Source organism: Paenibacillus sp. FSL L8-0435, assembly GCF_037965655.1.
Lineage (GTDB): Bacteria > Bacillota > Bacilli > Paenibacillales > Paenibacillaceae > Paenibacillus.
The window spans coordinates 5,455,858-5,481,627 of record NZ_CP150185.1; the positions used below are offsets into that span (position 1 = coordinate 5,455,858).

Below are 25,770 nucleotides of genomic sequence, written 5' to 3' on the forward strand. Positions count from 1 at the left end.
TTCCAGCCATCAGTTCAGGCTCACCCTGATCCGATGAAGTCTATTCTCTGAGGAAAGGAACCCTCGGCGTACTTTATTTCATCATCGATTTCATGTTCTAAACATACACACTCATTATATCGGTAGCACAAGCGGGTGTCAACGCGGCCTCGTTGATGTTTTACCCTGCTATTTAGTCGGTCCTTCGTTTGATGTAATAGGCGAAAAAGTGTTGCACAATCACCTTCAGCACGGCAAAAACAGGTACTGCCAAAATTAAACCTACAATGCCTGCCAGTTCACCTCCGACGAGCAGTGCAAATATAATCGACAGTGGATGCAGATGCAACGTACGTCCCACCACCTGAGGAGAAATAACGTTACTCTCCAACACCTGGCACAGTGTGTTCACAATGACAACAAGTAGTACCATTTTAAACGATACGGTTGATGCCATGACCACAGCAGGAGCAGCTCCGAGGAACGGCCCCAAGTAGGGCACAATGTTAAACACAGCTACAATGCTTGCAAGCAGCAGGGCATACGGCATATCAATGACGATATAACCAATGTAGGCAAAGATACCAACAATGACACAGACAATAAACTGTCCCCGAATGTAGTTCCCCAGTGCAGTATCGATCTCTTTCATCACCGAGACAATCGCTTTACGACGTGAACGCGGAAGATACGCCACAATGGTGCGCTCAAACACCTCAAAGTCTTTTAACATATAAAAGATCAGAAATGGCACGATAAACACATTGAATAACACATTAATGGTCGCCCCGATATTGTCCATGAGCACAGTAATTCCCTGAGTTAGTCGATCCTCCATCTGAAAAAACCAACTGTTCATGCCTGTTCGCACACTTGGCGGCATTAATTTGTGATCCATATTGTTCATCAGGCTCTGGGCACGCATGGACAGTTCCGGCATATGCTCGTTGAGTTCCCCCAGCTGTTCAATCAATACCGGAATCACATTCATCAGAATGACACCGAGGCAGGTCAGGAAAAAGGCATATATGAGTAGTACCGCAATCGTACGCGGCACCTTGCGCCCTCCCAGCATGCTGACAATCGGATTGAGTACATAGGATATGATAAGGGCTACGATAAAGGGTGCCAGCACTGTTTTCAGGAACGCATATATGTGAAGCAGTAAAGGCCGCAGTAGCCATATAAAATATAAAATGATCAATCCGAGCAGCAGCCAGATCGCGTAACGGAACAGCTTGTTTTTGGTTAATTGCTCCACTTGCATCTCTCCTTTTGGACTGGCTCTGAGAGTCAGTATATGTAGGAAAGGTAATATTTATTAACACAGCGCAGAAGTGGAAAGGAGCAATCCGAACATTTTTTCCTCAAACCAAAAAACGCCTCCTTCATCAGAGAAGGAAGCGCATTTTGCAGTACGGGTTAGCATATAATCAACCATACACCAGCCGAACCACTATGTAACCGCATCTATATACATCTGCCAACAATTATCGACAGCCTCCCATGACAGACATTGTCATGAAACCGCATATAGAGGAAGTTATCCTGCTTATTAAGAAGAAGCGTGAAGATGAGGGAAGTCTTGTGGCAGCTCGTCCCCGAAAAACAAATCATCCAGGGAACTCAGCGTACCGTCTTCTTCCACCTGATATACAGACATTTTCTCACCGTTCACCGTTAATTCGATAAAGCATCCCCAGCAATAAAACTGGTGGGAACCAATTTTCCCGATATCTTTGGAACTACAGTTTGGACATTTCATATTCATTCACCTATCCATTAACAGAATGAATGGCATTTTCCAAGCGTTGTTCACTCAGCGACGGCACCATAATGGCACTTTCCCCGATGGACATATCGCTTGTACATGGCAGCCATTTGCGGCCCTCGATCAGATCGGACACAAAACCGTCCGTAATTTCAATCCCTATTATTGTATTTCCCAACTCTTGGTCAAAATAAACATCGGAGACACGCCCAAGCAGCAAACCTTCTTCGGTGAGCACGGACATCTCCTTCAATTTAGACCGACCGAGGAGGTACGTGTATTTTATGTCGTCGGCTCCCGTCTTGCGGACAGCCTGTTGATTACGGATCATGACGGCATCTTCGCCGTAGGCAACGATATCTTGCCACTGCACGATTTTGACATGATTGGTAAACAGACCTTTGTTCTCAAGCTCAATGCCTTCGATCTCCCAATCATCATTCACAATGAAATCCTGGATTTTACCGACCTGCTTCCCGTCCTCAACATCAAAAACGGCAAGTCCGATCATTTCCTGAAGCTTCATCGCTGGGTCCCCCTCATCTTCTTATCATTAAATAGGCGCGGCGCTATTGCTAGGTATGCCCAAAGTTGATGAGTGGCAATCAGACGCCGATCATCAAAACCGCTTCTATCCAACCGATGAAATGGAACTTCTTCCCTCCTTCTGTTCCATGTGTAAAGTTCCCCTTAGGGTCTATTACGCAGTCGTCCAAGAATGGTTCCAATTTTTTCGGCGGTTATCATGATTTCTTCCGTAGTATTACCCAATCCCCAGCTAAATCGAATCGCAGAGTGTAAAAATGTTTCAGGCAATTTCATCGCTTTGAGCACATGAGAGACTTCAAGTGAACCTGAAGTGCAGGCAGAACCGCTTGCAACAGCAATTCCTTCCATATCCAGATTCATTAACATCGTCTCTGTGGACACTTCAGGGAAGCTGATATTCAGGATGTTTGGCAGCGTATGCTCCGGGTGTCCATTCACGTGAAAGTGCTCCGTACCCACATGAATTTCAAGCTGTTCCAACAAAAGTTTACGCAATGCCAAATCATGCTGACGATGCACCTCTGTCTGTGCTGATACAATCTTGAGAGCCTCTGCAAATCCGGTAATACCTGCGATATTCTCCGTACCAGCGCGACGCTGACGCTCTTGCAACCCACCGTGAGCTCTTGCTTCCAGCACAATTCCTCGCCGTACATAGAGTGCACCTACGCCCTGAGGTCCGTTGATTTTATGCGCAGAGAAGCTGATCAGATCCACCGGCAGTTCCTTACAGGAAATATTCTGGCTGCCCAGAGCCTGAACTGCATCGGTATGGAAAAGGATATTATGCTGACGGGCAAGCTCACCCACCTCGCGGATCGGCTGAATCGTGCCTACTTCATTGTTGGCATACATCATGGTGATTAACACCGTATCCGGTCGAATGGCCTCTCGCAACTCATCCAGATTTATTCGTCCATGACGATCAACAGATAGATAGGTTACTTCATAACCTTGCCGCTCTAATTCCTGACACGTGTGCAAAACAGCATGGTGCTCAATTGCGGTCGTAATGACGTGTTTCCCCTTATCCTGTCTGGATGAGACTGCTCCAAAAATTGCCAGATTGTCGCTCTCCGTGCCACCTCCGGTGAATACCAGTTCGTCCGGGAAACAGCCCAAAGACGCCGCAATGACATCCCTTGCTCCGCTGACAGTCCGTTTGGCCTCACGCCCAAAGGCATGGATACTTGATGCATTGCCAAATTGTCCTGTCATGACGTTCATCATCGCTTCTGCGACTTGTGGATGCATAGGTGTCGATGCGGCGTGATCCAAATAAATTCGTTTCATTTATCTTCACCCCGTTATATGTTAAATTTCTATTTGATGGCAAACTGTCAAAATTGGAAACTGAAATGGATGCTCTATTGTCACATCTTCGTGTATAATGTTCTATATCCATTTCAAAAAGGAGAGAGAGACATGAGTGATCCCATTCTCGGGCAGATTCTGAATCAACTTCAACAAATGGACAAACGGTTCGACAGTATTGATGGACATCTTGGAAAAATAGACCACCGGCTTGATGCTATGGAAGAGAGGCTCGGTGCCGTAGAGAGCAGACTAGACACTGTCGATGACAGACTTAATGCCATTGAGGAACAAACTAAAAACATTCCGCTTCTTCAACAAGCTGTTCTGGAAACATTGACCGTTACGAAACGTCTTGACGCTTCCCACTCTGCCTCTGAACGCAAAGTAACTACCGAATTGAATACCCATCAGCACAGCATTGATATTTTGAATCGCCGTCAGTTACGCATGGAAGCTGATATAGAAACTTTAAAAAGTCGCTGATTTACAAGTGATCCAGTTAAGTTCACACTTGACCATCTTGTAAATCCCGCGGCTGAATACATAGCCCTGCTCAATTAAAATGATCTGTAGAAATTGAAGAACAAAGTACCCATTGGCATGTCTAAAGCCCCCAAGTTGGGGGCTTTATTGTGTCTTCTGTGATGCGAATTAATGATGATCTTAAATGTAGAACATGTAGCTGTCTTTTTTGTCCTGATCCTGGAATGTGATCAGGTCTTTCAGTGTTGTGGAATCCAACACTTCCGCAATGCCGTCACGAATACGCAACCATAGATCACGTTTCGCCGGATCATCTTCCTCTGTGAAATCTACTGGAGAGATTGGCCCTTCCAGTACACGGATTACATCGCCTGCAGTCACGGTTGCAGGATCACCTGCAAGGATATAACCGCCGTAAGCACCTCTAATGCTCTTCACCAGTCCTGCATTACGCAGCGGTGCAATCAGTTGCTCCAGGTAATGCTCCGAGAGCTGGTTGCGCTCGGCAATGCTTTTAAGTGATGTAGGGCCTTCGCCTGTTCTGGCAGCAAGCTCCATCATGATTGTGAGGCCGTAACGGCCTTTTGTCGATATTTTCAAAGGAGTCACCTCTTTCAATTTTCAGAAACGATTGGAAACTTTATATTTAATCCTATGGTCCATGACCGTCTGTTTCACGATCTGTCCACAGCGGAGATGCATTGAGATTAGCATAAACCTTCTAATCCTCCGTATTCCGATCATAACCCTCAGCTAATGTTAACATATCTGCATGCTTTATGGAAAAGAAAGATTGACGATATTCCAAAATGTGCGTCTGTGGTGGACACTATCCAAAATTGGCCGGGTGTATCGTATCTTGAGTCCGGTTATGCTAGAATAAGAAACGAAACACATTTATATATAGAAATGGTGATAACGATGTCCAAAACAATTGAAAATACACGGGTCGTCGTTGGCATGTCCGGAGGTGTCGATTCTTCCGTTACCGCACTGCTGCTGAAAGAGCAAGGGTACGATGTCATCGGCATTTTCATGAAAAACTGGGATGACACCGACGAGTTCGGCCACTGTACCGCTGAAGAAGATTCAGAGGATGTACGCCGTGTATGCGAACAGATCGGCATTCCTTACTACACTGTCAACTTCGAGAAAGAGTATTTTGATAAAGTATTTACCTATTTCCTTGATGAATATAAGTCGGGCCGCACGCCAAATCCGGATGTCATGTGTAATCGTGAGATCAAATTTGGTGAATTCCTGAACAAAGCTCTGGATCTCGGCGCAGATTATGTAGCTACAGGACACTATGCTCGCCTGATTGAAGAAGATGGCACTCTCAAGTTGCTGCGTGGTGTGGACAACAATAAGGATCAAACGTATTTCCTTAACGCACTCAATCAGAACCAGCTGTCCAAAGCCATGTTCCCAATTGGTCATCTGCCCAAACCGGAAGTACGCAAAATCGCAGAAGCGGCTGGTTTGTATACTGCCAAGAAAAAAGACAGCACAGGTGTCTGCTTCATCGGTGAGCGTAATTTCAAAGAGTTCCTGAGTAACTATCTGCCTGCCAAAGGCGGAGACATGGTTGATATCGCAACCGGTGAAGTCAAAGGTCGTCATGACGGTCTGATGTACTACACACTTGGACAGCGCCAAGGTCTTGGCATTGGCGGTTCCGGCAATGGTGAACCCTGGTTTGTTGCAGACAAGAATCTGGAGAAGAATCAACTGCTTGTTGTTCAGGGCGATGCCCATGCAAGCTTGTACTCCACTGGTCTTACTGCAACGGGTGTGAACTGGATTGCTGGTGCAGAGCACGTGCCTAATGTACCATACCGTTGTACTGCCAAGTTCCGCTATCGTCAGCCGGATCAAGGTGTAACATTGACCTGGCAGGAAGATGGAAGTGTGGATGTACAATTTGACCAGCAGCAAAAAGCCATTACGCCAGGACAAGCCGTTGTTTTCTACGACGGAGAAGTCTGCCTGGGTGGGGGTACGATCGATCAGGTGCAAAAAGTACCTGTACCCGCAATGCAGTAATAGATCTTGTCCATTAAAATAAGGATTATACACAATACCGTGTATCCCTATTAAAAAAGCCGTCTTTCATGTATACCATGAAGGATGGCTTTTTTCCTGCTTATTTTTGCAAAAAAATAAAAAATAGTTCGTTATGCAGTTAACCAGACTCCTGCCCAGGCGGCCAACACCCCAACTAGAACCGAACTGACAACGTAGAGCGCCGCGCTTGCGTATCGTTGTCGACCCATAATTCCTAACGTTTCATAACCAAAGGTAGAGAACGTGGTGTACGCACCGCAAAATCCGGTTCCCCAGATCACCCAGATTCCATCTGAGATCATTGCAGATTGATGCCACCCGTATAACAGCCCAAGCAGCAGTGAACCACTGACGTTGATGATCCATGTTCCCCAGGGAAAAGCCGTTCCCAGCAAGCCAGAGACCCATTTTCCCAGACTGAAACGCAGTACCGCACCCAGCACACCTGCAAAACCAATCCACAGGATCATGAGGCATCACCCTCTTGTCTTTGTGCTCCCAACATACGATGTCCAAGGCTCATTCCCAGCGCACATAGCATTAATCCTGCCAACAGACTTACGATCATATAAATAGCCGTATGGACCCATTCGCCCCCTTCGGATAAACGAACAATATCCAGTGTAAACGTGGAGAATGTCGTAAATGCGCCAGTAAAACCTGTACCAATCGCCAGTCGAAGTTGTGGTGATATTTTGCCTGGGACAGCTATGGTAAAGAACCAACCCAAAAAAAGGCTGCCCATCGCATTGATTAACAGCACCGCCCAAGGGACCCCCCCATGGACAGTGGGTATCGCTAACTGTATGGCATATCGGGTTAATGTACCGAGAAATCCACCCGCTCCTATATACAAAAGCTCTTTCATGTTGTGTGCATCTCCCGAGTGATCTGACTGATCTTATAGATCTCTGCGCCGCTGTTGGTTCAGCCTGATCTTCGATTCGTTACCCTGCTCCGTTGCCTCATAGAATACTCTCCGTGAGAGCTGCTTTGGCAAATATTCTTGTTTCACGTAATGCCCCGGATAGTTGTGTGGATATTGATAACCCTCATGTCCAAGCTTCACGGCACCCGAGTAATGCGTATCTCGCAAGTGAAGCGGAACTTCTGCCGATTTCACCTCATCAATCGCGTTCATGGCTTTGGAAATGGCAGTGTACACCGCGTTGGATTTTGGACTTTCGACTGCAAACAGAATCGCTTGTGCAATGTTCAGCTTGGCTTCTGGCCAGCCGTTATTTCGGTACGCATCAAGTGCTCCAATCGCCTGAGTCATGGCTTGCGGGTTCGCAAGTCCAATATCTTCACTGCTGGCTGCAATCAGGCGCCGAATGAAGGTCATCGGGTCCATGCCGAGCTTCTCCACCGCGTATAGAAACCAGAACAACGCCGCATCACTGGAACCCCGAATACTCTTGTGAAATGCAGACAACACATCATACTGTGTGGATTCATCCGCCTTCACAATCGGTCGCCGAATAGACTCTTCTGCCACACCAAGCGTAATATGAATGGATCCATCTTTCTCCGGTGGCGTGGTCAAAGCAGCCAGTTCAAGGGCGTTAAGCGCACGCCGAATATCCCCGTTGGCCATCGTGGCAATATGTTCAAGCGCCTCATCGTCTGCCTGTAGTTCCATGAATCCCAAACCTTTGTCCGCATCACTCAATGCTCTGCGCATTGCAATTAGGGAATGATCTTTATTTAGCGATTCTAGCTGGAACAGAGTTGAACGGCTCATCAAGGCCCCATTGACATAATGAAAGGGATTCTCTGTTGTTGCGCCGATAAAAATAATCGTGCCCTTCTCTACCGCTGGCAATAGCGCATCCTGACGTGAACTGTTAAACCGATGTACCTCGTCGAGGAACAAAATGGTTTTCGTTCCATACAGCTGTTTATTCGTTTGCGCCTGTTCGATGACTTCACGCACATCCTTGACGGAAGCTTCCACTGCATTCAGACGTACGAACTGTCCTTGCGTTTGCTGGGAAATGATATGTGCCAAGGTTGTCTTGCCACATCCCGGAGGGCCGTATAACAAGATGGACGAAATCTGATCAGCCTCGATGGCGCGCCGGAGTAATTTCCCTGGTCCAATAATATGTTCCTGTCCAATATATTCATCCAGATGCTCTGGCCGCATGCGGTCCGCGAGCAATCTAGCTTGTGGTTTTGAGTCCTGTTGAAACGAAAATAAATCCATTGCTCATCACTTCCTTAACGGATTGCCTTGCCTTGATTACAATTACACTTCTGATGGTTCTCCACTCTCTATCATATCATACTCTCGCGGTAACATAGCCATAAATGCATGAAGTGCACTGCTGACAAAGGCATCCTTGCGAGTAATAAAATGAGTCATCATGCGATTCATACCTACGGGGAGTGTATGCGTGCGCAGTAATCCATTTTTGATCTGATGCCTAATCACAATCTCTGGTAATAAGGAAATTCCCATGCCGGACGTAACCCCACTAATAATCGCTTCAAGGGTTCCGAATTCCATAATTACTGGGCGGGTAACACCACCCACCTCTAACCATTCCTCCAAAACCTGACGATAGGAACACCCCATGCTGTAGACAAGAATGGGTTTACTCTTAAGATCTTCATCCGTAGGACCCATACCAGAATAAACAACAAATAGTTCCTCATCAAATACGGGAATAGAAACGATGTCGGGATGATCACAGGGACAACCAATGAAAGCCCCTTCCAATTCATACCCAATAACCTGATCCATAAGCATCTGCGAATTGCCAGTAACCAGTGACAAGGAGACATCTGGATACTGTTTATAATATCTGACGAAAAGTTCAGGTAGTCGCACGGCCGCTGAGGTTTGTGTAGACCCTATTCGCATTGGACCCGATGGTGTGCTCTTCGCCCGAAGCGCCTTGGAAGCATCATTCAGCAAACCAATAATTTTATCTGCATAGGTCAGCAGCATCTCTCCGGCTGGAGATAACGTCATGCCTCGGTTATGACGAATGAACAACGTTGTACCTACTTCTGCTTCCAGATGCCGGATTCGTGCCGTTACGTTGGATTGAACATACCCCAGTTTAGAAGCAGCTTTGGTCAGATTCCCTTCCTGTGCAACACACTGAAATATTCTAAGATCCCCGCTCTCCATGGTCCCCCCACTCTGACATCATTCAAAATGATATCGGCTTCATTACCAATCATTATACTTCATGTGTAAACCGAACTACAATTCATGTAGATCCCAAACCAGTCATCTGACTGGTTGATGATAAGGAGTGTTCAGCATGACATACTGGAAAAATAGAGTTGCTCTAATCACAGGTGGTGGAACAGGTATAGGTCGTGCTGTAAGTGAGATGCTCGCTGAACGCGGAGCCTTGGTCGCTGTCAACTATTCCCGCTCACAAGATGCAGCAAGAGAGACTGTTCAACACATTTTGGATACAGGAGGCCATGCATTCGCCGTTCAAGCTAATGTTGCCAATGATCTTGATGTCCGGCGGATGTTCACTACAATAACTGAAACCTATGGCCCGATCACTGCCCTTGTAAATAACGCCGGAATCACACACCATATCCCCATGCACGATCTGGAGTCTGTTACAGATGACATTTGGAATGAGCTGGTTGATGTGAATGTGAAAGGCATGTTTCATTGCGCTCGTGCAGTGACGGAAGGTATGAGACAGGCTGGCGGTGGCTCTATCGTGAATTTGGGCAGTATCGCAGGCAGTACGGGTTCGGGCTCCTCTCTCCCATACGCCGTCTCCAAAGCGGCAGTTCACGGTCTGACCTTATCACTTGCGCACGCACTCTCACCACACATTCGGGTGAATGCTATCGTCCCTGGCGCAGTTGCTACAAGGTGGTGGGCTGGAAACGAGGAGCGAATGTATCGTCTTGGTGGAAAAGTGTTATTACAGCATATTGCCTCACCTGAAGATATCGCACACATGATCTGTGTTGCGCTGGAACAGCAATCCATGACCGGGCAACTAATTACTGTAGATAGCGGACAGACGTTATGAGCTCTAGTCATGATAAAGATACCCGGATTATACAACCCTTGAAGTATACAATTTTGATCATTTTGACAACGCTAATCATGGGTACTTCTTTTCCAGTTGGCAAGATCGGCATGTTATATGCCCCACCTTTCCTGCTCATGGGCATACGTTATATACTGGCAGGTGGCTTGATGGCCTTGTTCCTTCGTAAACGTCCTTTGCCTACTGGATGGCAGTCTTGGTTGAAAATAATCCTCATTGGTCTGTTCCAATCCGCAGGAGTGATGGGCTGCGCCTACTACAGCATGAACTGGATTACATCCGGTGAATCCGCCATTATTACGTTTACCAATCCGCTACTGGTCATTATCCTCAGTGCTCTCTTATATAGAGTGACCTACCGTTTTAGTCAGTGGATCGGTGTTATACTCGGTTTCATCGGGATTATGTTAACTTTTGGGTGGCAGATGAGCTTCAGTCCCGGAACCTGGATTGGATTTGGTGGTGCGATCTCCTTTGCCGTGTCCACATTGCTCATCAAACGCTGGGGCGATGGCTACGATACTTTTGTCTTAACAGCCTATCAGATGCTCGCGGGAGGTGCTGCGCTTCTTCTGCTGAGCGTATGGACTGAACAGCCTCACTTTATGGTCAATACCACCTCGGTTATGGCGCTGCTCTGGTTAACATTTGTGTGCTCCATCATTCAGTTCTCACTCTGGTTTTATCTGCTTCAGAATAGTGACCCAGCCCAAACAAGTTCGTATCTGTTTCTGGCACCGTTCTTTGGTGTATTATCGAGTTGGATTTTACTAGGAGAACACGTTCAATGGTTTGCATTAGCAGGTGGTTTATTTATTGGTGTTGGCATATTCCTGGTGAACCGTCGCTCATCCAGAATGAGAAATAGCGTAACATAAACTTGAACTCCTCCATCGTCCTTCGTCGGAAGATTAAGCAATTCTCGCACAAAAGCAGAAAAAGGCATGCGCTTATGGGACTTTCCCATGAACGTCATGCCTTTTGTTGTATAAACAAACTTTATCTAACCAAGCTCTGGCCAACCTTGAACGGTTACCGGCTCGCCGTCGGGATTATGTGTTGCAGCCGCGTATTCTGGCAAATCACCCTCGTGGAACAACCACAATTCGTGCAAGGCCCGTGTACAACCAACGTACAACAGCTTTGCATCACCCGCATTGGGCAAATAATGCTTCTGGTCTACGTCTGCCACAATAACGGCATCAAACTCCAACCCTTTGGACAGATAGACTGGTAAAACGGAGTGTCCACCCGTGTACTGCTTTTTGCCACCATCGATCAGATTCAGATCCCAGCCTGCGTCCTGAAGTTCACGATGAAGTTCCTCTGCTTCATGCAGTGTACGAGTCAGGATGGAGACCGTTCGGTAGTCTTTGACGGTTAACACCTTCAAAGCCTCTTCAAGACTCGCCGTCCGCCCTTCGCCTCCATAAGCCAACGTCCGAACCGGATCACCACTACGGAAAACAGGAATCGCCGTAATCCCGCTCTTGACACCACGTTCCAAAATCGTATTGGCATAATCGATAATTTCCATCGTCGAACGATAACTTCGGGTTAACGCAAAGTATGCATTCTGTTCCTCAGGAAATAAAGAACTCATCTCTTCCCACGCATGAACACCACGGTACTCATGAATGCCTTGAGACAAGTCACCCAGTATGGTGAAGGAATGCCCTTTGACGAACTGATCCAATAACGCCACATGAAAAGGGGAAAAGTCCTGCGCTTCATCAATCACGACATGATCAAACCGCTCCGAACCCTCAATATCATGGACCAATGTATGAATGTATACCAATGCAGGCAGATCCTCTTCACGGACGATATCCTGTTTCAGATCTGCTGCCGTTTGTTTCATTACGCCTTTGGGGATGAGCCCGCTGAGCGAGGCTGGAACAGAACCACCCTTTGCAGCTTTAAACAGCTGTTTATATAACGTAAGCGGCTCGTATTGCGGCCATTTTTTGGCATAAGCTTTCTCACGAGTAGACGCTTTTTTCTTGCGTTCTTTGCGCACAGCTTCTGGCATCGGTTTCTTAAGTTCCATCTCAATCCAGCGGTGAACCCGCGCCATGACCCGTTCTTTGCGTTTGGCTAGTGGATAATGCTTATATTCCTCACCGAACCAGTTCTCGATCTCCGTCTTGCTGAGCACCTTACCATCCCATGGACTGAAGTCCATATCCGGTACGGAATCCGCTTCCATGCCCGAGAGCCACTCTCGAATAAGCTCCATGAAACGGATGGATCCTTTGTAACGTCCAGGTACATCATCATTTAATTCAGGCCGCGCATCTGGAGTTTCGAACCAGGTGTTCAATGTATCCGACGTATTCGCCAAAGGCATTTCCAGCCCCAGCAGGTTCATCGCCCAATCCGGGAATGTCCGCTGTTGAATGTCCCCTACTCCAAGTTCCGGAAGCACATCCGAGATGTAATCCAGAAACATGTGGTTGGGCGCAAAAATAACCATTTTCTCTGCAGATACCTGCTCCTTGTACTGATATAGCAAAAAGGCAAGCCGATGCAGGGCAACCGTTGTTTTCCCAGATCCAGCTACACCCTGAATGATCAATGCAGTGTTTCTCGCTGCACGAATAATCAGATCCTGCTCCGCCTGAATCGTAGATACGATGTCACGCAGTTTGTTATCCTTGTTCTCTCCCAGACGATAAACGAGGAATTCATCAGATACCGCTGGTTGGTCGCTGTCACGGTTATATGTATCCGCCACACGTTCCAATATCCGCTGCCGAATGACAACGTTTCGTTTCAGATATACGAGACCTTCGATAAGCCCTTCCGGGGCTTCATACGTAGCGGAGGCTTCCCCTCCCGTAAATGAGTAAAACAGGCTTGCGACAGGAGCACGCCAGTCGATGACGAGCGGATGCTCTCCCACCTCTTCGCGGTCTACGCCGATTTTGCCAATATACAGCGGTTTCCGTGCACCACTGCCCTGTTCTTCGAAATCCAAGCGTCCGAAATAGGGTTGCTGCGCGCTCTTGGACAAGGCGGTGCGGCGCTCTTCGCGTCCAGCTTCCAGCACTTGTTCTGTGAAGTCGTGGCCGGTGTATACCGGAATGTTCTGCAGTCGTTCCAACTGACTGTCCACTTCCTCCATCGTTCGCTCTAACCTGTACTCTTCTTCTTGATAGGCACTTTGAAAGCTGTCTGACATGTTTCAGTTACCTCCTAAGAATATGTTTTGCTCTGCATCGCCAATCACTGACGACGCAAAAGGATACCCACTATATCATATTGATGTGTAAAAAGCTACAGCAACCTGGGAATCTCATAAAAGAAAACCGTTGCTCACGCTCGTACTGAACGAATGAACAACGGTCTTAAGTTGAACTATTTTTGAACCTTATCTTTGAAAAACAGTTATCGATCTAGTTCTGACTTCAATCTTGCCCTTCCTGTGCCACAAACTGTTTCTGCGCTAATTCACGGTATACCGGATGACTGCTGATCAATTCCGCATGAGTTCCTGTTCCGGTAACATGTCCATGCTCCAATACAACAATCTGATCGGAATCCACCACAGTGGACAATCGGTGCGCGATCACGATCGTAGTTCTGCCTTCCATCAGGTTGGACAAAGCCTGTTGTACTTCATACTCTGAGGTACTGTCCAGACTGGATGTCGCTTCATCCAACATGAGAATATCCGGACTGCGCAATAAGGCACGAGCAATAGCAATCCGTTGACGTTGTCCCCCGGATAACTTAATTCCTCTCTCGCCCACTTCCGTCTCATATCCCTGTGGCAACTTGTCTATAAAGTCTGCCGAATACGCCATCTCTGCCGCTGTTCTGATCTCATCCATCGTGACCTCACGGTTTAATCCGTAGGTCATATTATCTCGGATTGAACCCGCCATGAGGGGACTTTCCTGAGACACATACCCGATCTTACTGCGCCAAGAAGACAAAGAATAATCCGTTATCGCTTGTCCCCCATATGAAATATGGCCTGAATCGGGCATATAGAACTGCTCCATCAAAGAGAACAGTGTTGATTTGCCGCTACCGCTGGGACCGACAATGGCTGTCACTTTTTGTGTAGGTACCGTCAGATTGATCCCATGCAGCACTTCCTCACCTGTAACATAGGAAAAGTGTACATCATGGAATGCAATCGTCTCATTTCCTTTTGGTGCTACCTTGGTGCTGTCATGTGGCTCTTCCTCATCGGCAAGAATGGCTTGTATGCGCTCCGTTGCACCTACAACTTTCTGCAAACGGGAGTATAACGTCGTGAATTGTCCCATTGGCATAATGACCTGGAACAACAGTAATATGAACGCGACCAGTTCACCCGGTGACAGCATGCCAGACGCTACACGCATTCCCCCCACACCCAGAATAACGACCAGTACGGCAGTCATGACAAATGTAAACAAGGGACCGATCAAAGCAAGAATGCGTGCTTCCTGCAAGCCAAAAGCAAACATTTTACGAATCCGGGAATCCCCTGCTTCCACTTCCTGCTTTTCCGTACCGTAGGCTTTGACCAAACGGATCTCGCCAATAACCTGACTGAGCACGGACGTAAGACCTGCCATCTCGTCCTGTTGTTTCTTGGAGATCTTGTACATCTTCTTACCCACAGGCAGAAGAATTAGCAGCGTAAGTGGAACCAGACTCAGAATAATGAGCGACATCACCCAATCCAAGTAGAACAGTAATGCCACACCACCCACAACGGCAACAATGTTGGATACAAAAGACACCAAATAATCTGCGATCAACGTCATGATCTGGCTTGTATCATTTGTAATCCGGCTCATCGTATCGCCTGTCCGATTGCGATCGAAATATGGCATTCGCAGCGACAAGACCTTGTTCCACAGCTTGGTGCGAAGTGTTGCGACCACGCGTTGTCCGGCGTAATTCAACATATAAATGCTGATACCCGAAGCAATCGCCTGAATCACAAATGCCCCGAGTAACAATAAAATAACAGATTTGTTCAGTGCCGAAGTGGTAAGTCCATCAATCAGACCTTTGGTCATCAGTGGCACAATCAGTCCGGCCGCCGTTTGAATCAGGGTTAAAATGAGGGCCAGAATCAGGATCAGTTTTGGCGGGTTCGTAGAAGCGATAAGCTTGACGAAATCCTTGAATCCCTTTTTTCCCACCTTCGGTTCATTCTGCCCTGTTTGTTGCTGCTCTTCCATTCCCGTTCCTCCCGTTCTCCATCTGCTCACCAGAGATCATACGTATGAAGTTACATGACGTTGCCTTTTGTTGTTAACACAGCTTTACAAGATACCATGTAACACAAAATTGGCTAAAAAGAGGATGGAAATGCCATACATGACTACAGGCACCTGCTTACCTTGACCTGCTGCCAGCTTCGCTAGTGGATAGGCAATAAACCCAAACGCCATACCGTCCACGATGCTATATGTAAATGGAATCATGACCATGATCAGAAATGCCGGGAACGCCTCTGTAAAGTCACCAAAATCCATATCTTTCACACCTTGCACCATCAGGCCACCAATAATGATCAAAATGGGAGCAATTGCACTGTCCGGAATGTAACCGAGCAGCGGGATGAAGAAAAAAGTAGCCCCGAATAACACGGCTGTAACGAGCGGAGTCAAACCTGTGCGACCGCCTGCGGCAATTCCGGCTGTAGTCTCGGCTGCAGCAACTGGAGGACTACTTCCGAATATACCTGCCAGCACGGTACTAATCGATAGGGCGCGAAGACTTCCTTTGAACCGCTCTGGACGACCAATCATCTGTGTCTGAGCCGTAATTAATCCGATATTTTCGAACACCACAATCAGCAGTAGCAAAAATACCGCGATCCAAAATGCAACATCAGCTAGCTTCATCAAAGACAATTCGCCAAACAACCCACCGTATTGACGCAGCGCATCCATCGCTGATACGGACTCGCCCGGGTTTACTGCTCCAAGTACATAGGCAAGACCTGTCCCGACCAGAATACTGATGAGAAGTCCACCCTGCACGTTACGTATAAATAAAATCAAGGCAATCACCAGTGTAACGCAGGCTGTAATGACGTTTGGATCATTGAAGTGCCCAATCGCGACAAATGTGGTCTGGTGCGCAATAACGATTCCACTTTTTTGTAAACCGATAAATGTCAGAAACAAACCAATCCCGACCGTAATGCCATGCTGTAGATTTTTCGGGATCGCTTCGCTGATCATTTTGTATAGTGACGTAAACGCAACAATGGCAAACAGTATACCTGTAACGGTTACAACGGCCAGCGCTTCTTGCCAGCTTAATTTCATGGAATGTACAAGTGTATACGTAAAAAATGCATTAATCCCCATGCCGGGCACAACGATAATCGGTGATTTTCCGCCAAATGCCATGAGCAAACAGCCTGCAATGGACGTCAGCAGGGTTCCAACCATGGCCGCCTGCAAGGGCATACCGGCATCGGAAAGAATTGTAGCATTGACCATAACGATATAGACCACGGCAAAATAGGAAATGGCTCCCGCCACAATTTCCTTTTTCCACTGGTCTCCTGGCTCCATGCCAAGACGTCTGGTCATCCATCCGTGTTTCATTTCGTTCTATTCCCCTCTCTCTAGCCGCAAATTCATTATGTATGTATCATCATTTCGCGCAGCAGTGAATATCATACACGGTTTTGACTTTGAAGTACATGACGTAACTCTGACATTTATCTATGAATACAGTTCAGCTATCATAGACGATTGACGTCCCATCCGCTCCTCTCTTGCGAAGTATGATCACACAAAAAAGCGCAGATGCCTTGTCAGCATCCACGCTGTTCTGTTGGCAGCAAGTTACTGCTGCTTGTTCTCTGCAATTTCTAACAAATCCTTAATCGCAACACTGACCATAATCAGTCCAGCTACCGGAGGCACAAATGAGTTACTCGCAGGTGGCTGTTTGGCCTTACGAATTTCCGGAGCATTCTCGGGAACGATTTTCTGTGTTACGTCCTCACGCGGCTTCATCGGTTTTTCAGTCGAGAAGACCACTTTCACGCCTTTTTTGATGCCGTCTTTACGAAGTGTGGTACGCACAACACGGGCAATCGGGTCCATGGTCGTTTTCGAAATATCCGCAACCTGGAATTTCGTTGGATCCATTTTATTCGCCGCACCCATGCTGGAGATCATCGGAATTTTACGTTTCAGGCACTCTTTAATGAGATGGATTTTGTAGATAATCGTGTCGGATGCATCCAGCACATAATCCAGTTCATATTTGAACAATTCCTCATACGTTTCTTCCGTGTAAAACATATTCAGGGCAATCGCATCACATTCCGGATTGATCAGTTTCACACGTTCCACCATCAGATCCGCTTTTTTCTGCCCTACTGTCGTGGTCAGCGCATGAATCTGGCGGTTAATGTTGGTGATGTCCACAACGTCTTTATCAATCAGGATGATGCGACCTACACCGCTGCGGGCAAGAGCTTCTACAGCAATTCCACCTACACCGCCAATACCGAGCACGGCTACTGTACTATTCTTCAATGTGTTCAGACCTTCAGGTCCGATCGCAAGTTCTGTTCTTGAAAATTGATGGAGCATTGAGAATCGATGCCTCCTTATTTCTTTTCCGCTACCGGTTTACGGGCTACACGGATGTGAAGTTGTTCCAATTGAGAATCATCCACTTCGGAAGGTGCATTCATGAGCAGATCCGTTGCACTTGCCGTTTTCGGGAAGGCAATCGTTTCACGCAGATTCGTGCGGCCCGCCAGCAACATCACAAGACGGTCCAGACCAAAGGCAATACCACCATGCGGTGGAGTTCCATATTCGAATGCTTCCAACAGATAGCCGAATTTCTCATTCGCTACTTCTGGTGAGAGTCCAAGGGCAGCAAACATCTTCTCTTGAACATCACGTTTGTAGATACGCATCGAACCGCCACCTACTTCATAACCATTGAGAACAAGGTCATAGGCTTGAGCGCGAATTGCACCCGGATCAGTGTCGAAGAGATGTACATCTTCATCTTTTGGACGTGTGAACGGATGGTGTTCTGCTACATAACGTTTCGCATCTTCATCATATCCGAGGAGTGGGAAGTCCACAACCCAAGCGAATTTGAATTTGCTGTCATCGATCAGTCCGAGTTGACGGCCGATTTTCAGACGCAGTGCGCCAAGAACGTCAGCAACCACTTTTTTAGTGTCTGCGGAGAAGAGCAACAAGTCGCCATCTTCAGCACCTGTACGTTCTTTGACCGCTTCGATTTCTTCAGGCGTGAAGAACTTCACGATTGGCCCTTTGAACTCGCCGTCTTTCACTTGAATCCAGGCCAGACCTTTCGCACCGTAACGTGCAGCAAATGGTCCGAGATCATCGATCTCTTTACGACTCCATGTGCCACAGCCTTTAGCGTTCAGCACTTTCACTTCTCCACCTTTTTCGATGACAGAAGCAAATACTTTTACACCACTGTTCGCTACGATATCGTTCATTTCAACCAGTTCCATACCAAAGCGCAGATCTGGTTTGTCTGAACCGTATTTACCCATTGCATCTGCATACGTAATCCGTTGGAAAGGCAGTTCCAGCTCAATACCTTTCGTTTCACGCAGCAATTTGGCCATCAGCTCTTCCATCATTGGCAACAGGTCATCCTGTTGCAAGAAAGAAGTCTCGATGTCGACTTGAGTGAATTCTGGTTGACGGTCTGCACGCAGATCCTCATCCCGGAAACAACGAGCGATCTGATAATAACGCTCAACGCCACCCACCATCAGCAACTGTTTGTAGATTTGTGGGGATTGTGGCAAGGCAAAGAATTCACCTTCATGCACACGGCTCGGTACGAGATAATCACGCGCACCTTCCGGGGAGCTCTTAGTCAGGATCGGTGTCTCCACTTCAACGAACTCTTCTCCATCCAGGTAGTCACGGAACACTTTGGATGCTTTGGAACGCAGTTTCAATGTTTCGAACATTTCCGGACGACGCAGATCCAGGTAACGATATTTCAAACGAAGGGATTCATCAACTTCGACACCATCTTCAATGAAGAATGGAGGTGTTTTTGCCGCGTTCAGCACTTCGATTTCTGTAATTTGAACTTCAATTTCGCCTGTAGGCAGGTTTTTGTTAACTGTTTCTGCATCACGTTTAACAACTTTACCCGTTACAGCGATAACATACTCGCTACGTACGCGATCTGCGATTTGCAGAGCTTCACCGGAATAAGCCGGGTTAAAGACAACTTGTACAATCCCGCTGCGATCACGCAGGTCGATGAAGAGTACGCCCCCCAAGTCACGGCGGGTCTGAACCCAACCGTTCAATGTTACTGTTTCACCGATGTGTGCGGGTGTTAATGCGCCGCAATGATGACTTCTTTTCATAACCAAACTCCTCATTATGTGAATTTCCGTTCTGTATGGGCAGTTAGTGTCTGCTCTTCAACAGTCCGGTTACGTGTAGACCATGTATTCGAAAAGGCATGTTACCTCTGGCTCGCCAACTTCTGCTTAATTTGGAAACGTCGATGAACCTCAGTAATTTTGCCGGATCAATTGTTTTACTTGAATGTTTAAGACTTAATGTAACACTTCGTGCTTATTTACCTTCGCGAATTGCCGCTACCAGATCATCCAGCTTCACGGTTTGTTGCTCACCCGTATCCATCGACTTGAGGGCAATCTCACCACGCTCCAGCTCGTCATCACCAAGGATGGCGGTGTAGCGGGATTTGAAACGGTCAGCTGATTTCATCTGTGCTTTCATCTTGCGGCCCAGATAATCACGTTCCCCAGACAGTCCAGACTGACGAAGTTTGAACAACAGACGGTTCACTTCACGATCAGCTGCCTCTCCTAGAGCAACAAAGTATACATCCAGTGGAGCCAATGTAGTAACCTCAATATTTTGGTGTTCCAGAATCAGTTGGATACGCTCCAGACCAATACCGAAGCCGATGCCAGGCTGATCAGGTCCGCCGATATCTCCAACCAGACCATTGTACCGACCACCGCCGCCAACCGTATCTATCGCTCCAATCCCTTGGGCTTTCAATTCAAACGCAGTCAGCGTGTAATAATCCAAGCCCCGCACCAGACGATTGTTCACAGCATAATCTACTCCGAAATCATCCAGGTATGCCTGCAGCTTGGCAAAGTGATTCAAAGACTCTTCATCCAGGCTATCCAGTATGGACGGTGCACCAACGAATTTGTCCTGATCGACTTTGCAGTCAAGTACACGCAGTGGATTGCGCTCCATGCGGGACTGACAGTCCTTGCACAGGCTGTCTTTCATCGGTCTGAGGAACCCAAGTAACGTCTCGCGGTATTCTGCACGGCTGGTTGAGTTACCAACGGAGTTGATCTCCACTTTGACATCCTTCAAGCCGAGCTCTACACACAACTGGTAGCCCAGTGCGATCACTTCCGCATCAATCGCAGGGTCTAGCGCACCGATGGCTTCTACACCAAACTGGTGAAATTGACGCTGACGGCCTGCCTGCGGACGCTCGTACCGGAACATCGGACCGATGTAATAGAGCTTGCTCACATCCGGTTCGCCGTAGATTTTATTCTCTACATACGCACGGACAACACCTGCTGTTCCCTCCGGACGAAGAGTCATGCTGCGATTGCCTTTGTCATCAAAGGTATACATTTCTTTCTCAACGATATCGGTAGTCTCTCCTACACCGCGTACAAATAAAGAAGTCTGTTCGAAGATCGGTGTACGAATCTCACGGTAATTAAACCGTCGACACAGATCTCGTGCTTTTTCTTCTACGTACTGCCATTTCTCGACAACTCCAGGCAGTAAGTCCTGCGTTCCAGTCGGTTTTTGAAAAGCCATCTTGATCCCTCCAGCATTGATTTTTTTCTCTAAAAGTTAAAAAATTCTACACGTGATCACTGCGCGGGCAGAACAACCTTACAATCGCTGTTATCCCCAGATTTTTTGAATTAATTTTATAATGTGGAAATCCGGTGATAAAGGCGAACGCTTCGCTTTTACAGGTTTTTTCTGCCCTCTCCGTTTTCGTGTATTTCTTTTAAATCAACTTATATAACAAAAAAATCCCTCGCCCTGTCGCTGTGTATACAGCAAACAAAGGGACGAGAGATTGTGTAATATACATTCACCCGTGGTACCACCCACATTCCGGAAACCTGACACTTTAGCCGTTCAGGTGATCTCTGATGATTCAGGTTTGCCCAAGGCATTCTGATCAAGCAGATATTCCGCTCTACGTGTAACGCACGTCCTGCGCAGGCCAGCTACTGGTCAAACAGATCATCTCTGCTGTGTTCGCCGTCTGTTCTCGGGGAAGTCATTCGTCCGCTCATCAAGAGAATCCTTACAGCCTGGGGATTCCTCTCTGGTCATGTGGGCACGGAGTACTTGGTCCCGTCATCAAATCAGTATTATAGTTCAAAAATCGACTTGTATTGACTGTAGTCAACGTATTATTTTCTGATTGTAATGAACCGCAGTGCTAAAGTCAAGGGTTAACACGAAAAGATAGCTCTAGAAATTTTTGCTCACACACAGCATGGTATGAGGAGTCCACAGAAAATATGGCTAATAGAAGCTGGATTCATCATATGAATTCCAACTTCTATTCGCTTCTTATTCCTCTATTGTTGCAGCATCCACTTCAACAGATCCGGCGCGCTCGCCCATAAACGGGAATGCATAATGACATATTCAATCGCTTCGTCGGAGTCGCCCATTCCGACAAAGTCAGGGAGGTTATGCGGCAATCGCTTCAAACCCAACAAGTAATCAGGCACATGTTTGTTCACACCCCGCGCCACACGGTACAGCATTTTGAGCTGGGAGGTGATTCCGTTTTTCTTATACTCCAGAATAATCTTATCATAGGCAAAGGCCGTTGCGGCGTCACCTCTTCCATACTCCTCCAGCAATTGCTCTGCCTGATCCAATTGGTTACTGTACAAATACACAGCAGCGAGCAGGTAACGTGCTCCGGTATTGTCTTCCGTATTAAGCTCTAGCATATGCTCCAGGATCTGTGCTGCTTCTTTCGTATCTCCATCAAACCAGCAGGATTCGGCATAACTTTTACATATCCGGATATAGGGACGTGTCTCATGAAGCCCCCAGAAGTCCCCTTTGTTCTCCTCAAAGAACAGTTCGCCCAGTTCACGTTTGCCAGCAGCGATTCCTTCCTTGAGGTAAGATCGTGCATCATCCTCATTGTCCGATTCCTCAGCTAGAATAAGATACGCATCAGAGCTGTCAGGATACATCTCCAGCGCTGTTTCCGCCAGATGTACTCTCCGTTTGGAAGAGCTCGCTTCCCTCGCCTTAGACAGCAGAGCCTGTGCTTTGTCTTTCGATGTGCCTGGACCGTTCAGCATCAATAGCTCGTCCGTTTCACCGCCCATGCCGTATTCTTCGATGTAACTATTCATCTCCTTAACCTTCCGGGAGATCGTGCCTGTCGTTACCTCATATTTATCAGCCAGCTCAGCCTTTGATACATTGAAGCCGTACTCCTCGGACAGCAAATACTCAATTGCAGCAGAGAACGAGCCTGTCTTCTTCACAGTAGGGCGGGTCTGACGGGAGTAGCCGTTCCATAACACCAGAGCTTCCAAAATTACCTCTGGCTCGTATTGGTTCCTCATGTTCTCAATAGTCTGCAGGGCCAGCTGTTCGTGAGCCGGGTGCTCCCATTTCAAATCGCTTGCCACCATCTTTTTCAGCTTGGTCAAGGTCAGTTTGCTCTCAGGCTGAATGGAGGCTTCCCGAACCGGTTTCTCCGTTGATATTATCCCCAGTATGGATTCTACAGCAGAGGACTCCTTGTTCAGACAACATTTCTTATATTTTTTCCCACTACCGCATGGGCATAGATCATTTCTTCCAACCTTACTCAAAACTAATTCCCCCTTAAATCTGTCTCTAGCCATTCGCATGAGAACTCTGTTGCTTTAGCATTGTAGGTGTCATTTCTCAAACGAGGCATTCTATATAACTTTCAAATTCCAATCGATCAAGCAGAAACGGCTGCCCTGTACTTATATAAAAAAGGTGGGGCCGTTTCAGCGAGTATATGTTCATCTGGAATATGACGGATCACTCTGGCGATGAGTTCCTCATACTCTCTGTCATAGGATTGGATTCGCCTGAACCCAATCGCTGGAGCTAGAATTACCGTCCAATGTAGCCCAACTATGAAAACAATTCGCTGTAGAATATATAAACCCATCTCTCTATTCTAGCAAAAATTGAATAAAGGGGTAAGCTCTGCCCAAAACATACACATTCTCAGCTCAAAAAAAATAGCCTGCACACGGTGTGCAGGCTCAAAGGATATATAAAAAAAGGGGGTCATGTGTGTTATTATAGGCCCACTATGTTAAAGGCTTATGTAACTAATATTACAGTAATATTACAAAAATGATAGCGCTTTATAATTGTGTTTTTTAATATATTTATAATTGAAAAACCCTTGCACATTACTCGACTCTGTAGTCAAGCAGTGCAAGGGCCTAGAAGTATCTACACGTTAATTCAACTCTTCCACATAGGCATGGTTGGAACGAAGTTTATGAACAATCTCTTCATAATCCTCATCCCTTACTTTGGCAGACAGAACATAATGCAGATCATCATAATCGGCCGAAGACACATCCGAAGCATTCAGCATGTCTCCATCCTCATTCACTCTATCACGAGTATCCCGTTCTGCATCACGGTCCACATTGGCTACCACAGGGATCACATTTTCGCTGGCTGGAACACCCGGGGCTGCACCTACACCCATTGCTCCGTTGGTACCTACGCCACCTGCTGTATTATAAGGCACCAGTGGCACCATAACACGCGTGTCTCTACCTATCGCACTATCGAGCTGACCTACTTCCAGATGCTCTGTACGGAACGTCTGAAGTGAAGTTCTTGCGCCCTCTGCCTCGTCTTCGGTTCGAAAATACGCCTGAATATGTTTTGTCATGTCAAACCCTCCTTTTTCGGAATGAAATGCAACGTGAAGTTTGTAAACGTCACGACGTAACGTAGTTAAGATACATCCATGTATGTCAGTTGAACTGGGTGAAGTTATATAACTTTTAGCAGTTCACGTACAAACGCTGGCTCATCTTCGGGTGTTCGGGATGTAATATAGTTTCCATCCACAACGGCCTCATGATCCTTGAACTCTGCTCCTGCGTTTACCATGTCATCCTTAAGTGGTGGATAGGATGTAATGGTGCGGCCTTTCAACAGACCGGCACTAGCCAAAATTTGCGGACCATGGCAGATCGCTGCAATTGGTTTCTTCGCACTGTTGATCTCGGTGACAAACTTCAAGATGTGTGCATCCGTTCGCAAATTCTCTGGGGATGATCCACCAGGAATCACGACTGCATCATAATCTGAAGCGGATGCATCACCAATCGCCTTATCTGTGGTATAGGAGGCCTTTCCTCCTTTACCTTTAAGGGTCTCACCGGCTTTCAATCCGATAATCTCCACTTCATGTCCAGCTTTTTTTACTTCGTCATACGGGACCTGCATCTCCGAATCTTCAAAGTCATTCGCCAATAAAAAAGCAACTTTACTCATAACGTATGTTCTCCTTTCCGTGTTCGAACTTTCTTTATAAAATCGGGTCTTGCAGTACATTGGCACTTCATTGTGCCTCGTTTTGTTATTACCCTCACCAGAGCAATTTATAACAATTGGGTGTAATTTCATTTTGTGACGAAGTCCTCAAACGAATAGTTAAAAGAATCAACTCACGACAAAAAGTCCTGATTCGGGAAGGAATCAGGACTTTTTAGAATCTGTATAATCCAAATATCGGATATTTATATACCTGTGTAAACATTCAAGATCGCGGAAGATGACTCTTCTTCCCTTTGTCCGAATCCTGAAGTGCCCAGATCGTTGCAACATACTCTGCAGCCGAACGGGCAAGGTGCAATGATTCATACAGGTTGCCAGGGAGTAACAAAGGTTCTGTACGGGTACGTGTTTCTTTCGCAGATTGGCGCATAATTGGATGGGTACTCCTTTGATCATGAAATAGTCATCAACGAATTATCCCTTATTATGGCCTGAACCCTATGAAATTATGCACCTGGTTCCTGACGAACCGGACTTTCAAGTATCAAAGTCACGGGTCCCCAGTTGGTAAATGTTACATCCATCATCGCTCCGAAACGCCCGGTTTCAACCTGAATACCTTTATCCCGTAGTAGTTGATTAAATGTTTCATATAACAGTTCTGCCGCTTCAGGTCGGGCCGCAGCAGCAAAGCTCGGACGCTTTCCTTTGCGACAATCTCCGTACAGGGTGAACTGGGAAACAGACAATACAGCACCGCCTACATCAAGCAGGCTGAGATTCATCTTCTCCTGATCATCCTCAAATATCCGCAACCCACTAACTTTGTCAGCCAGATACTGGGCATCCTTCTCGGTATCCTCATGGGTAATGCCTACGAGCAGCATTAATCCGGATTCGATCTTACCTGTAAGCTCGTCTCCCACGGTCACCTGAGCCTCTTTACAACGTTGTACAAGCACCCTCATCTAACAGG

At 46.9% G+C, this 25,770-nt stretch carries 24 protein-coding genes; 4 read left to right on the forward strand and 20 right to left on the reverse strand.

What is annotated here, in order from left to right:
- Window positions 1-172: 172 nt before the first annotated feature.
- The 4 genes from NST33_RS24260 to NST33_RS24275 all read right to left on the reverse strand — a co-directional run bounded on the left by NST33_RS24260 (window position 173) and on the right by NST33_RS24275 (window position 3,592).
- Window positions 173-1,240 (reverse strand): AI-2E family transporter, encoded by a 1,068-nt coding sequence (locus tag NST33_RS24260; protein ID WP_076212453.1) that lies wholly within the window; start codon window positions 1,238-1,240, stop codon window positions 173-175.
- A gap of 294 nt (window positions 1,241-1,534) precedes the next feature.
- Entirely contained in the window at window positions 1,535-1,744 is a 210-nt protein-coding gene (locus tag NST33_RS24265) for a hypothetical protein (RefSeq protein ID WP_017686815.1), read from the reverse strand.
- 10 nt (window positions 1,745-1,754) lie between these two features.
- Entirely contained in the window at window positions 1,755-2,276 is a 522-nt protein-coding gene (locus tag NST33_RS24270) for a PRC-barrel domain-containing protein (protein ID WP_017686814.1), read from the reverse strand.
- Window positions 2,277-2,440: 164 nt separating this feature from the next.
- On the reverse strand, window positions 2,441-3,592 hold the full coding sequence (locus NST33_RS24275; protein ID WP_221824744.1) for a cysteine desulfurase family protein: 1,152 nt from the start codon (window positions 3,590-3,592) through the stop codon (window positions 2,441-2,443).
- A gap of 132 nt (window positions 3,593-3,724) precedes the next feature.
- Between NST33_RS24275 and NST33_RS24280 the strand changes: the two genes are divergently transcribed.
- The gene (locus tag NST33_RS24280) at window positions 3,725-4,099 is read left to right on the forward strand and encodes a hypothetical protein (protein ID WP_017686812.1); all 375 of its coding nucleotides are present in this window, start codon (window positions 3,725-3,727) and stop codon (window positions 4,097-4,099) included.
- 180 nt (window positions 4,100-4,279) lie between these two features.
- Here NST33_RS24280 and NST33_RS24285 read toward each other — a convergent pair whose 3' ends face one another.
- On the reverse strand, window positions 4,280-4,699 hold the full coding sequence (locus NST33_RS24285; protein ID WP_076212458.1) for an Rrf2 family transcriptional regulator: 420 nt from the start codon (window positions 4,697-4,699) through the stop codon (window positions 4,280-4,282).
- A 321-nt stretch (window positions 4,700-5,020) separates the two neighbouring features.
- On the opposite strand from NST33_RS24285, the gene mnmA reads away from it, so the two are divergent.
- Window positions 5,021-6,145 (forward strand): tRNA 2-thiouridine(34) synthase MnmA, encoded by a 1,125-nt coding sequence (gene mnmA / locus NST33_RS24290; RefSeq protein WP_221824745.1) that lies wholly within the window; start codon window positions 5,021-5,023, stop codon window positions 6,143-6,145.
- Window positions 6,146-6,276: 131 nt separating this feature from the next.
- Here the strand turns inward: mnmA and crcB are convergent, their stop codons facing one another.
- The 4 genes from crcB to NST33_RS24310 are packed head-to-tail and all read right to left on the reverse strand — an operon-like array spanning window position 6,277 to window position 9,308.
- On the reverse strand, window positions 6,277-6,636 hold the full coding sequence (gene crcB / locus NST33_RS24295) for a fluoride efflux transporter CrcB (RefSeq protein ID WP_221824746.1): 360 nt from the start codon (window positions 6,634-6,636) through the stop codon (window positions 6,277-6,279).
- Window positions 6,633-7,034: a CrcB family protein gene (locus tag NST33_RS24300; protein ID WP_221824749.1), complete on the reverse strand. Its 402-nt coding sequence runs from the start codon at window positions 7,032-7,034 to the stop codon at window positions 6,633-6,635. The genes crcB and NST33_RS24300 overlap by 4 nt, the downstream gene beginning before the upstream one ends.
- Window positions 7,035-7,067: 33 nt before the next feature.
- Window positions 7,068-8,375 (reverse strand): replication-associated recombination protein A, encoded by a 1,308-nt coding sequence (locus NST33_RS24305; protein ID WP_091027662.1) that lies wholly within the window; start codon window positions 8,373-8,375, stop codon window positions 7,068-7,070.
- A 42-nt stretch (window positions 8,376-8,417) separates the two neighbouring features.
- The gene (locus NST33_RS24310; protein WP_221824750.1) at window positions 8,418-9,308 is read right to left on the reverse strand and encodes a LysR family transcriptional regulator; all 891 of its coding nucleotides are present in this window, start codon (window positions 9,306-9,308) and stop codon (window positions 8,418-8,420) included.
- Between the two features lie 136 nt (window positions 9,309-9,444).
- Between NST33_RS24310 and NST33_RS24315 the strand changes: the two genes are divergently transcribed.
- Both NST33_RS24315 and NST33_RS24320 read left to right on the forward strand, forming a co-directional pair.
- Entirely contained in the window at window positions 9,445-10,188 is a 744-nt protein-coding gene (locus NST33_RS24315) for an SDR family NAD(P)-dependent oxidoreductase (RefSeq protein ID WP_221824751.1), read from the forward strand.
- Window positions 10,185-11,087: an EamA family transporter gene (locus NST33_RS24320; protein ID WP_221824752.1), complete on the forward strand. Its 903-nt coding sequence runs from the start codon at window positions 10,185-10,187 to the stop codon at window positions 11,085-11,087. The genes NST33_RS24315 and NST33_RS24320 overlap by 4 nt, the downstream gene beginning before the upstream one ends.
- Window positions 11,088-11,212: 125 nt before the next feature.
- Here the strand turns inward: NST33_RS24320 and NST33_RS24325 are convergent, their stop codons facing one another.
- The 11 genes from NST33_RS24325 to dtd all read right to left on the reverse strand — a co-directional run bounded on the left by NST33_RS24325 (window position 11,213) and on the right by dtd (window position 25,762).
- Window positions 11,213-13,393: a UvrD-helicase domain-containing protein gene (locus tag NST33_RS24325; protein WP_221824753.1), complete on the reverse strand. Its 2,181-nt coding sequence runs from the start codon at window positions 13,391-13,393 to the stop codon at window positions 11,213-11,215.
- Window positions 13,394-13,619: 226 nt separating this feature from the next.
- Window positions 13,620-15,398, reverse strand: a complete 1,779-nt coding sequence (locus NST33_RS24330) for an ABC transporter ATP-binding protein (RefSeq protein ID WP_221824754.1) — start codon at window positions 15,396-15,398, stop codon at window positions 13,620-13,622.
- Window positions 15,399-15,482: 84 nt separating this feature from the next.
- Window positions 15,483-16,781 (reverse strand): NCS2 family permease, encoded by a 1,299-nt coding sequence (locus tag NST33_RS24335; RefSeq protein ID WP_221824755.1) that lies wholly within the window; start codon window positions 16,779-16,781, stop codon window positions 15,483-15,485.
- Between the two features lie 243 nt (window positions 16,782-17,024).
- Window positions 17,025-17,783: a tRNA threonylcarbamoyladenosine dehydratase gene (locus NST33_RS24340; protein ID WP_145324006.1), complete on the reverse strand. Its 759-nt coding sequence runs from the start codon at window positions 17,781-17,783 to the stop codon at window positions 17,025-17,027.
- A 17-nt stretch (window positions 17,784-17,800) separates the two neighbouring features.
- Window positions 17,801-19,579, reverse strand: a complete 1,779-nt coding sequence (aspS, locus tag NST33_RS24345) for an aspartate--tRNA ligase (protein ID WP_076329184.1) — start codon at window positions 19,577-19,579, stop codon at window positions 17,801-17,803.
- A 214-nt stretch (window positions 19,580-19,793) separates the two neighbouring features.
- On the reverse strand, window positions 19,794-21,047 hold the full coding sequence (hisS, locus tag NST33_RS24350) for a histidine--tRNA ligase (protein WP_017686789.1): 1,254 nt from the start codon (window positions 21,045-21,047) through the stop codon (window positions 19,794-19,796).
- A 785-nt stretch (window positions 21,048-21,832) separates the two neighbouring features.
- Window positions 21,833-23,101 carry an SEC-C metal-binding domain-containing protein gene (locus NST33_RS24355; RefSeq protein WP_339305452.1) on the reverse strand — a complete coding sequence of 423 codons (1,269 nt, stop codon included), beginning with the start codon at window positions 23,099-23,101 and terminating at the stop codon, window positions 21,833-21,835.
- Between the two features lie 632 nt (window positions 23,102-23,733).
- The gene (locus NST33_RS24360; RefSeq protein WP_221824758.1) at window positions 23,734-24,180 is read right to left on the reverse strand and encodes a hypothetical protein; all 447 of its coding nucleotides are present in this window, start codon (window positions 24,178-24,180) and stop codon (window positions 23,734-23,736) included.
- Between the two features lie 104 nt (window positions 24,181-24,284).
- Complete coding sequence (locus NST33_RS24365; protein WP_105601829.1) at window positions 24,285-24,791, reverse strand: type 1 glutamine amidotransferase domain-containing protein; 507 nt, start codon at window positions 24,789-24,791, stop codon at window positions 24,285-24,287.
- A 265-nt stretch (window positions 24,792-25,056) separates the two neighbouring features.
- The gene (locus tag NST33_RS24370; RefSeq protein ID WP_221824760.1) at window positions 25,057-25,224 is read right to left on the reverse strand and encodes a hypothetical protein; all 168 of its coding nucleotides are present in this window, start codon (window positions 25,222-25,224) and stop codon (window positions 25,057-25,059) included.
- A 76-nt stretch (window positions 25,225-25,300) separates the two neighbouring features.
- Entirely contained in the window at window positions 25,301-25,762 is a 462-nt protein-coding gene (gene dtd, locus NST33_RS24375; RefSeq protein ID WP_221824761.1) for a D-aminoacyl-tRNA deacylase, read from the reverse strand.
- Window positions 25,763-25,770 lie beyond the last annotated feature (8 nt).

Excerpts from the sequence above, each read along its gene's own strand:
- NST33_RS24340 (WP_145324006.1), bottom strand. The coding sequence starts at position 17,783 with ATGCTCCATCAATTTTCAAGAACAGAACTTGCGATCGGACCTGAAGGT.
- NST33_RS24360 (WP_221824758.1), bottom strand. The coding sequence starts at position 24,180 with ATGACAAAACATATTCAGGCGTATTTTCGAACCGAAGACGAGGCAGAG.
- NST33_RS24270 (WP_017686814.1), bottom strand. The coding sequence starts at position 2,276 with ATGAAGCTTCAGGAAATGATCGGACTTGCCGTTTTTGATGTTGAGGAC.
- mnmA (WP_221824745.1), top strand. The coding sequence starts at position 5,021 with ATGTCCAAAACAATTGAAAATACACGGGTCGTCGTTGGCATGTCCGGA.
- NST33_RS24330 (WP_221824754.1), bottom strand. The coding sequence starts at position 15,398 with ATGGAAGAGCAGCAACAAACAGGGCAGAATGAACCGAAGGTGGGAAAA.
- NST33_RS24300 (WP_221824749.1), bottom strand. The coding sequence starts at position 7,034 with ATGAAAGAGCTTTTGTATATAGGAGCGGGTGGATTTCTCGGTACATTA.
- NST33_RS24325 (WP_221824753.1), bottom strand. The coding sequence starts at position 13,393 with ATGTCAGACAGCTTTCAAAGTGCCTATCAAGAAGAAGAGTACAGGTTA.
- dtd (WP_221824761.1), bottom strand. The coding sequence starts at position 25,762 with ATGAGGGTGCTTGTACAACGTTGTAAAGAGGCTCAGGTGACCGTGGGA.
- hisS (WP_017686789.1), bottom strand. The coding sequence starts at position 21,047 with ATGGCTTTTCAAAAACCGACTGGAACGCAGGACTTACTGCCTGGAGTT.
- NST33_RS24365 (WP_105601829.1), bottom strand. The coding sequence starts at position 24,791 with ATGAGTAAAGTTGCTTTTTTATTGGCGAATGACTTTGAAGATTCGGAG.
- NST33_RS24315 (WP_221824751.1), top strand. The coding sequence starts at position 9,445 with ATGACATACTGGAAAAATAGAGTTGCTCTAATCACAGGTGGTGGAACA.
- NST33_RS24320 (WP_221824752.1), top strand. The coding sequence starts at position 10,185 with ATGAGCTCTAGTCATGATAAAGATACCCGGATTATACAACCCTTGAAG.
- NST33_RS24265 (WP_017686815.1), bottom strand. The coding sequence starts at position 1,744 with ATGAAATGTCCAAACTGTAGTTCCAAAGATATCGGGAAAATTGGTTCC.
- NST33_RS24310 (WP_221824750.1), bottom strand. The coding sequence starts at position 9,308 with ATGGAGAGCGGGGATCTTAGAATATTTCAGTGTGTTGCACAGGAAGGG.
- NST33_RS24335 (WP_221824755.1), bottom strand. The coding sequence starts at position 16,781 with ATGAAACACGGATGGATGACCAGACGTCTTGGCATGGAGCCAGGAGAC.
- crcB (WP_221824746.1), bottom strand. The coding sequence starts at position 6,636 with ATGATCCTGTGGATTGGTTTTGCAGGTGTGCTGGGTGCGGTACTGCGT.
- NST33_RS24370 (WP_221824760.1), bottom strand. The coding sequence starts at position 25,224 with ATGCGCCAATCTGCGAAAGAAACACGTACCCGTACAGAACCTTTGTTA.
- NST33_RS24275 (WP_221824744.1), bottom strand. The coding sequence starts at position 3,592 with ATGAAACGAATTTATTTGGATCACGCCGCATCGACACCTATGCATCCA.
- NST33_RS24280 (WP_017686812.1), top strand. The coding sequence starts at position 3,725 with ATGAGTGATCCCATTCTCGGGCAGATTCTGAATCAACTTCAACAAATG.
- aspS (WP_076329184.1), bottom strand. The coding sequence starts at position 19,579 with ATGAAAAGAAGTCATCATTGCGGCGCATTAACACCCGCACACATCGGT.
- NST33_RS24305 (WP_091027662.1), bottom strand. The coding sequence starts at position 8,375 with ATGGATTTATTTTCGTTTCAACAGGACTCAAAACCACAAGCTAGATTG.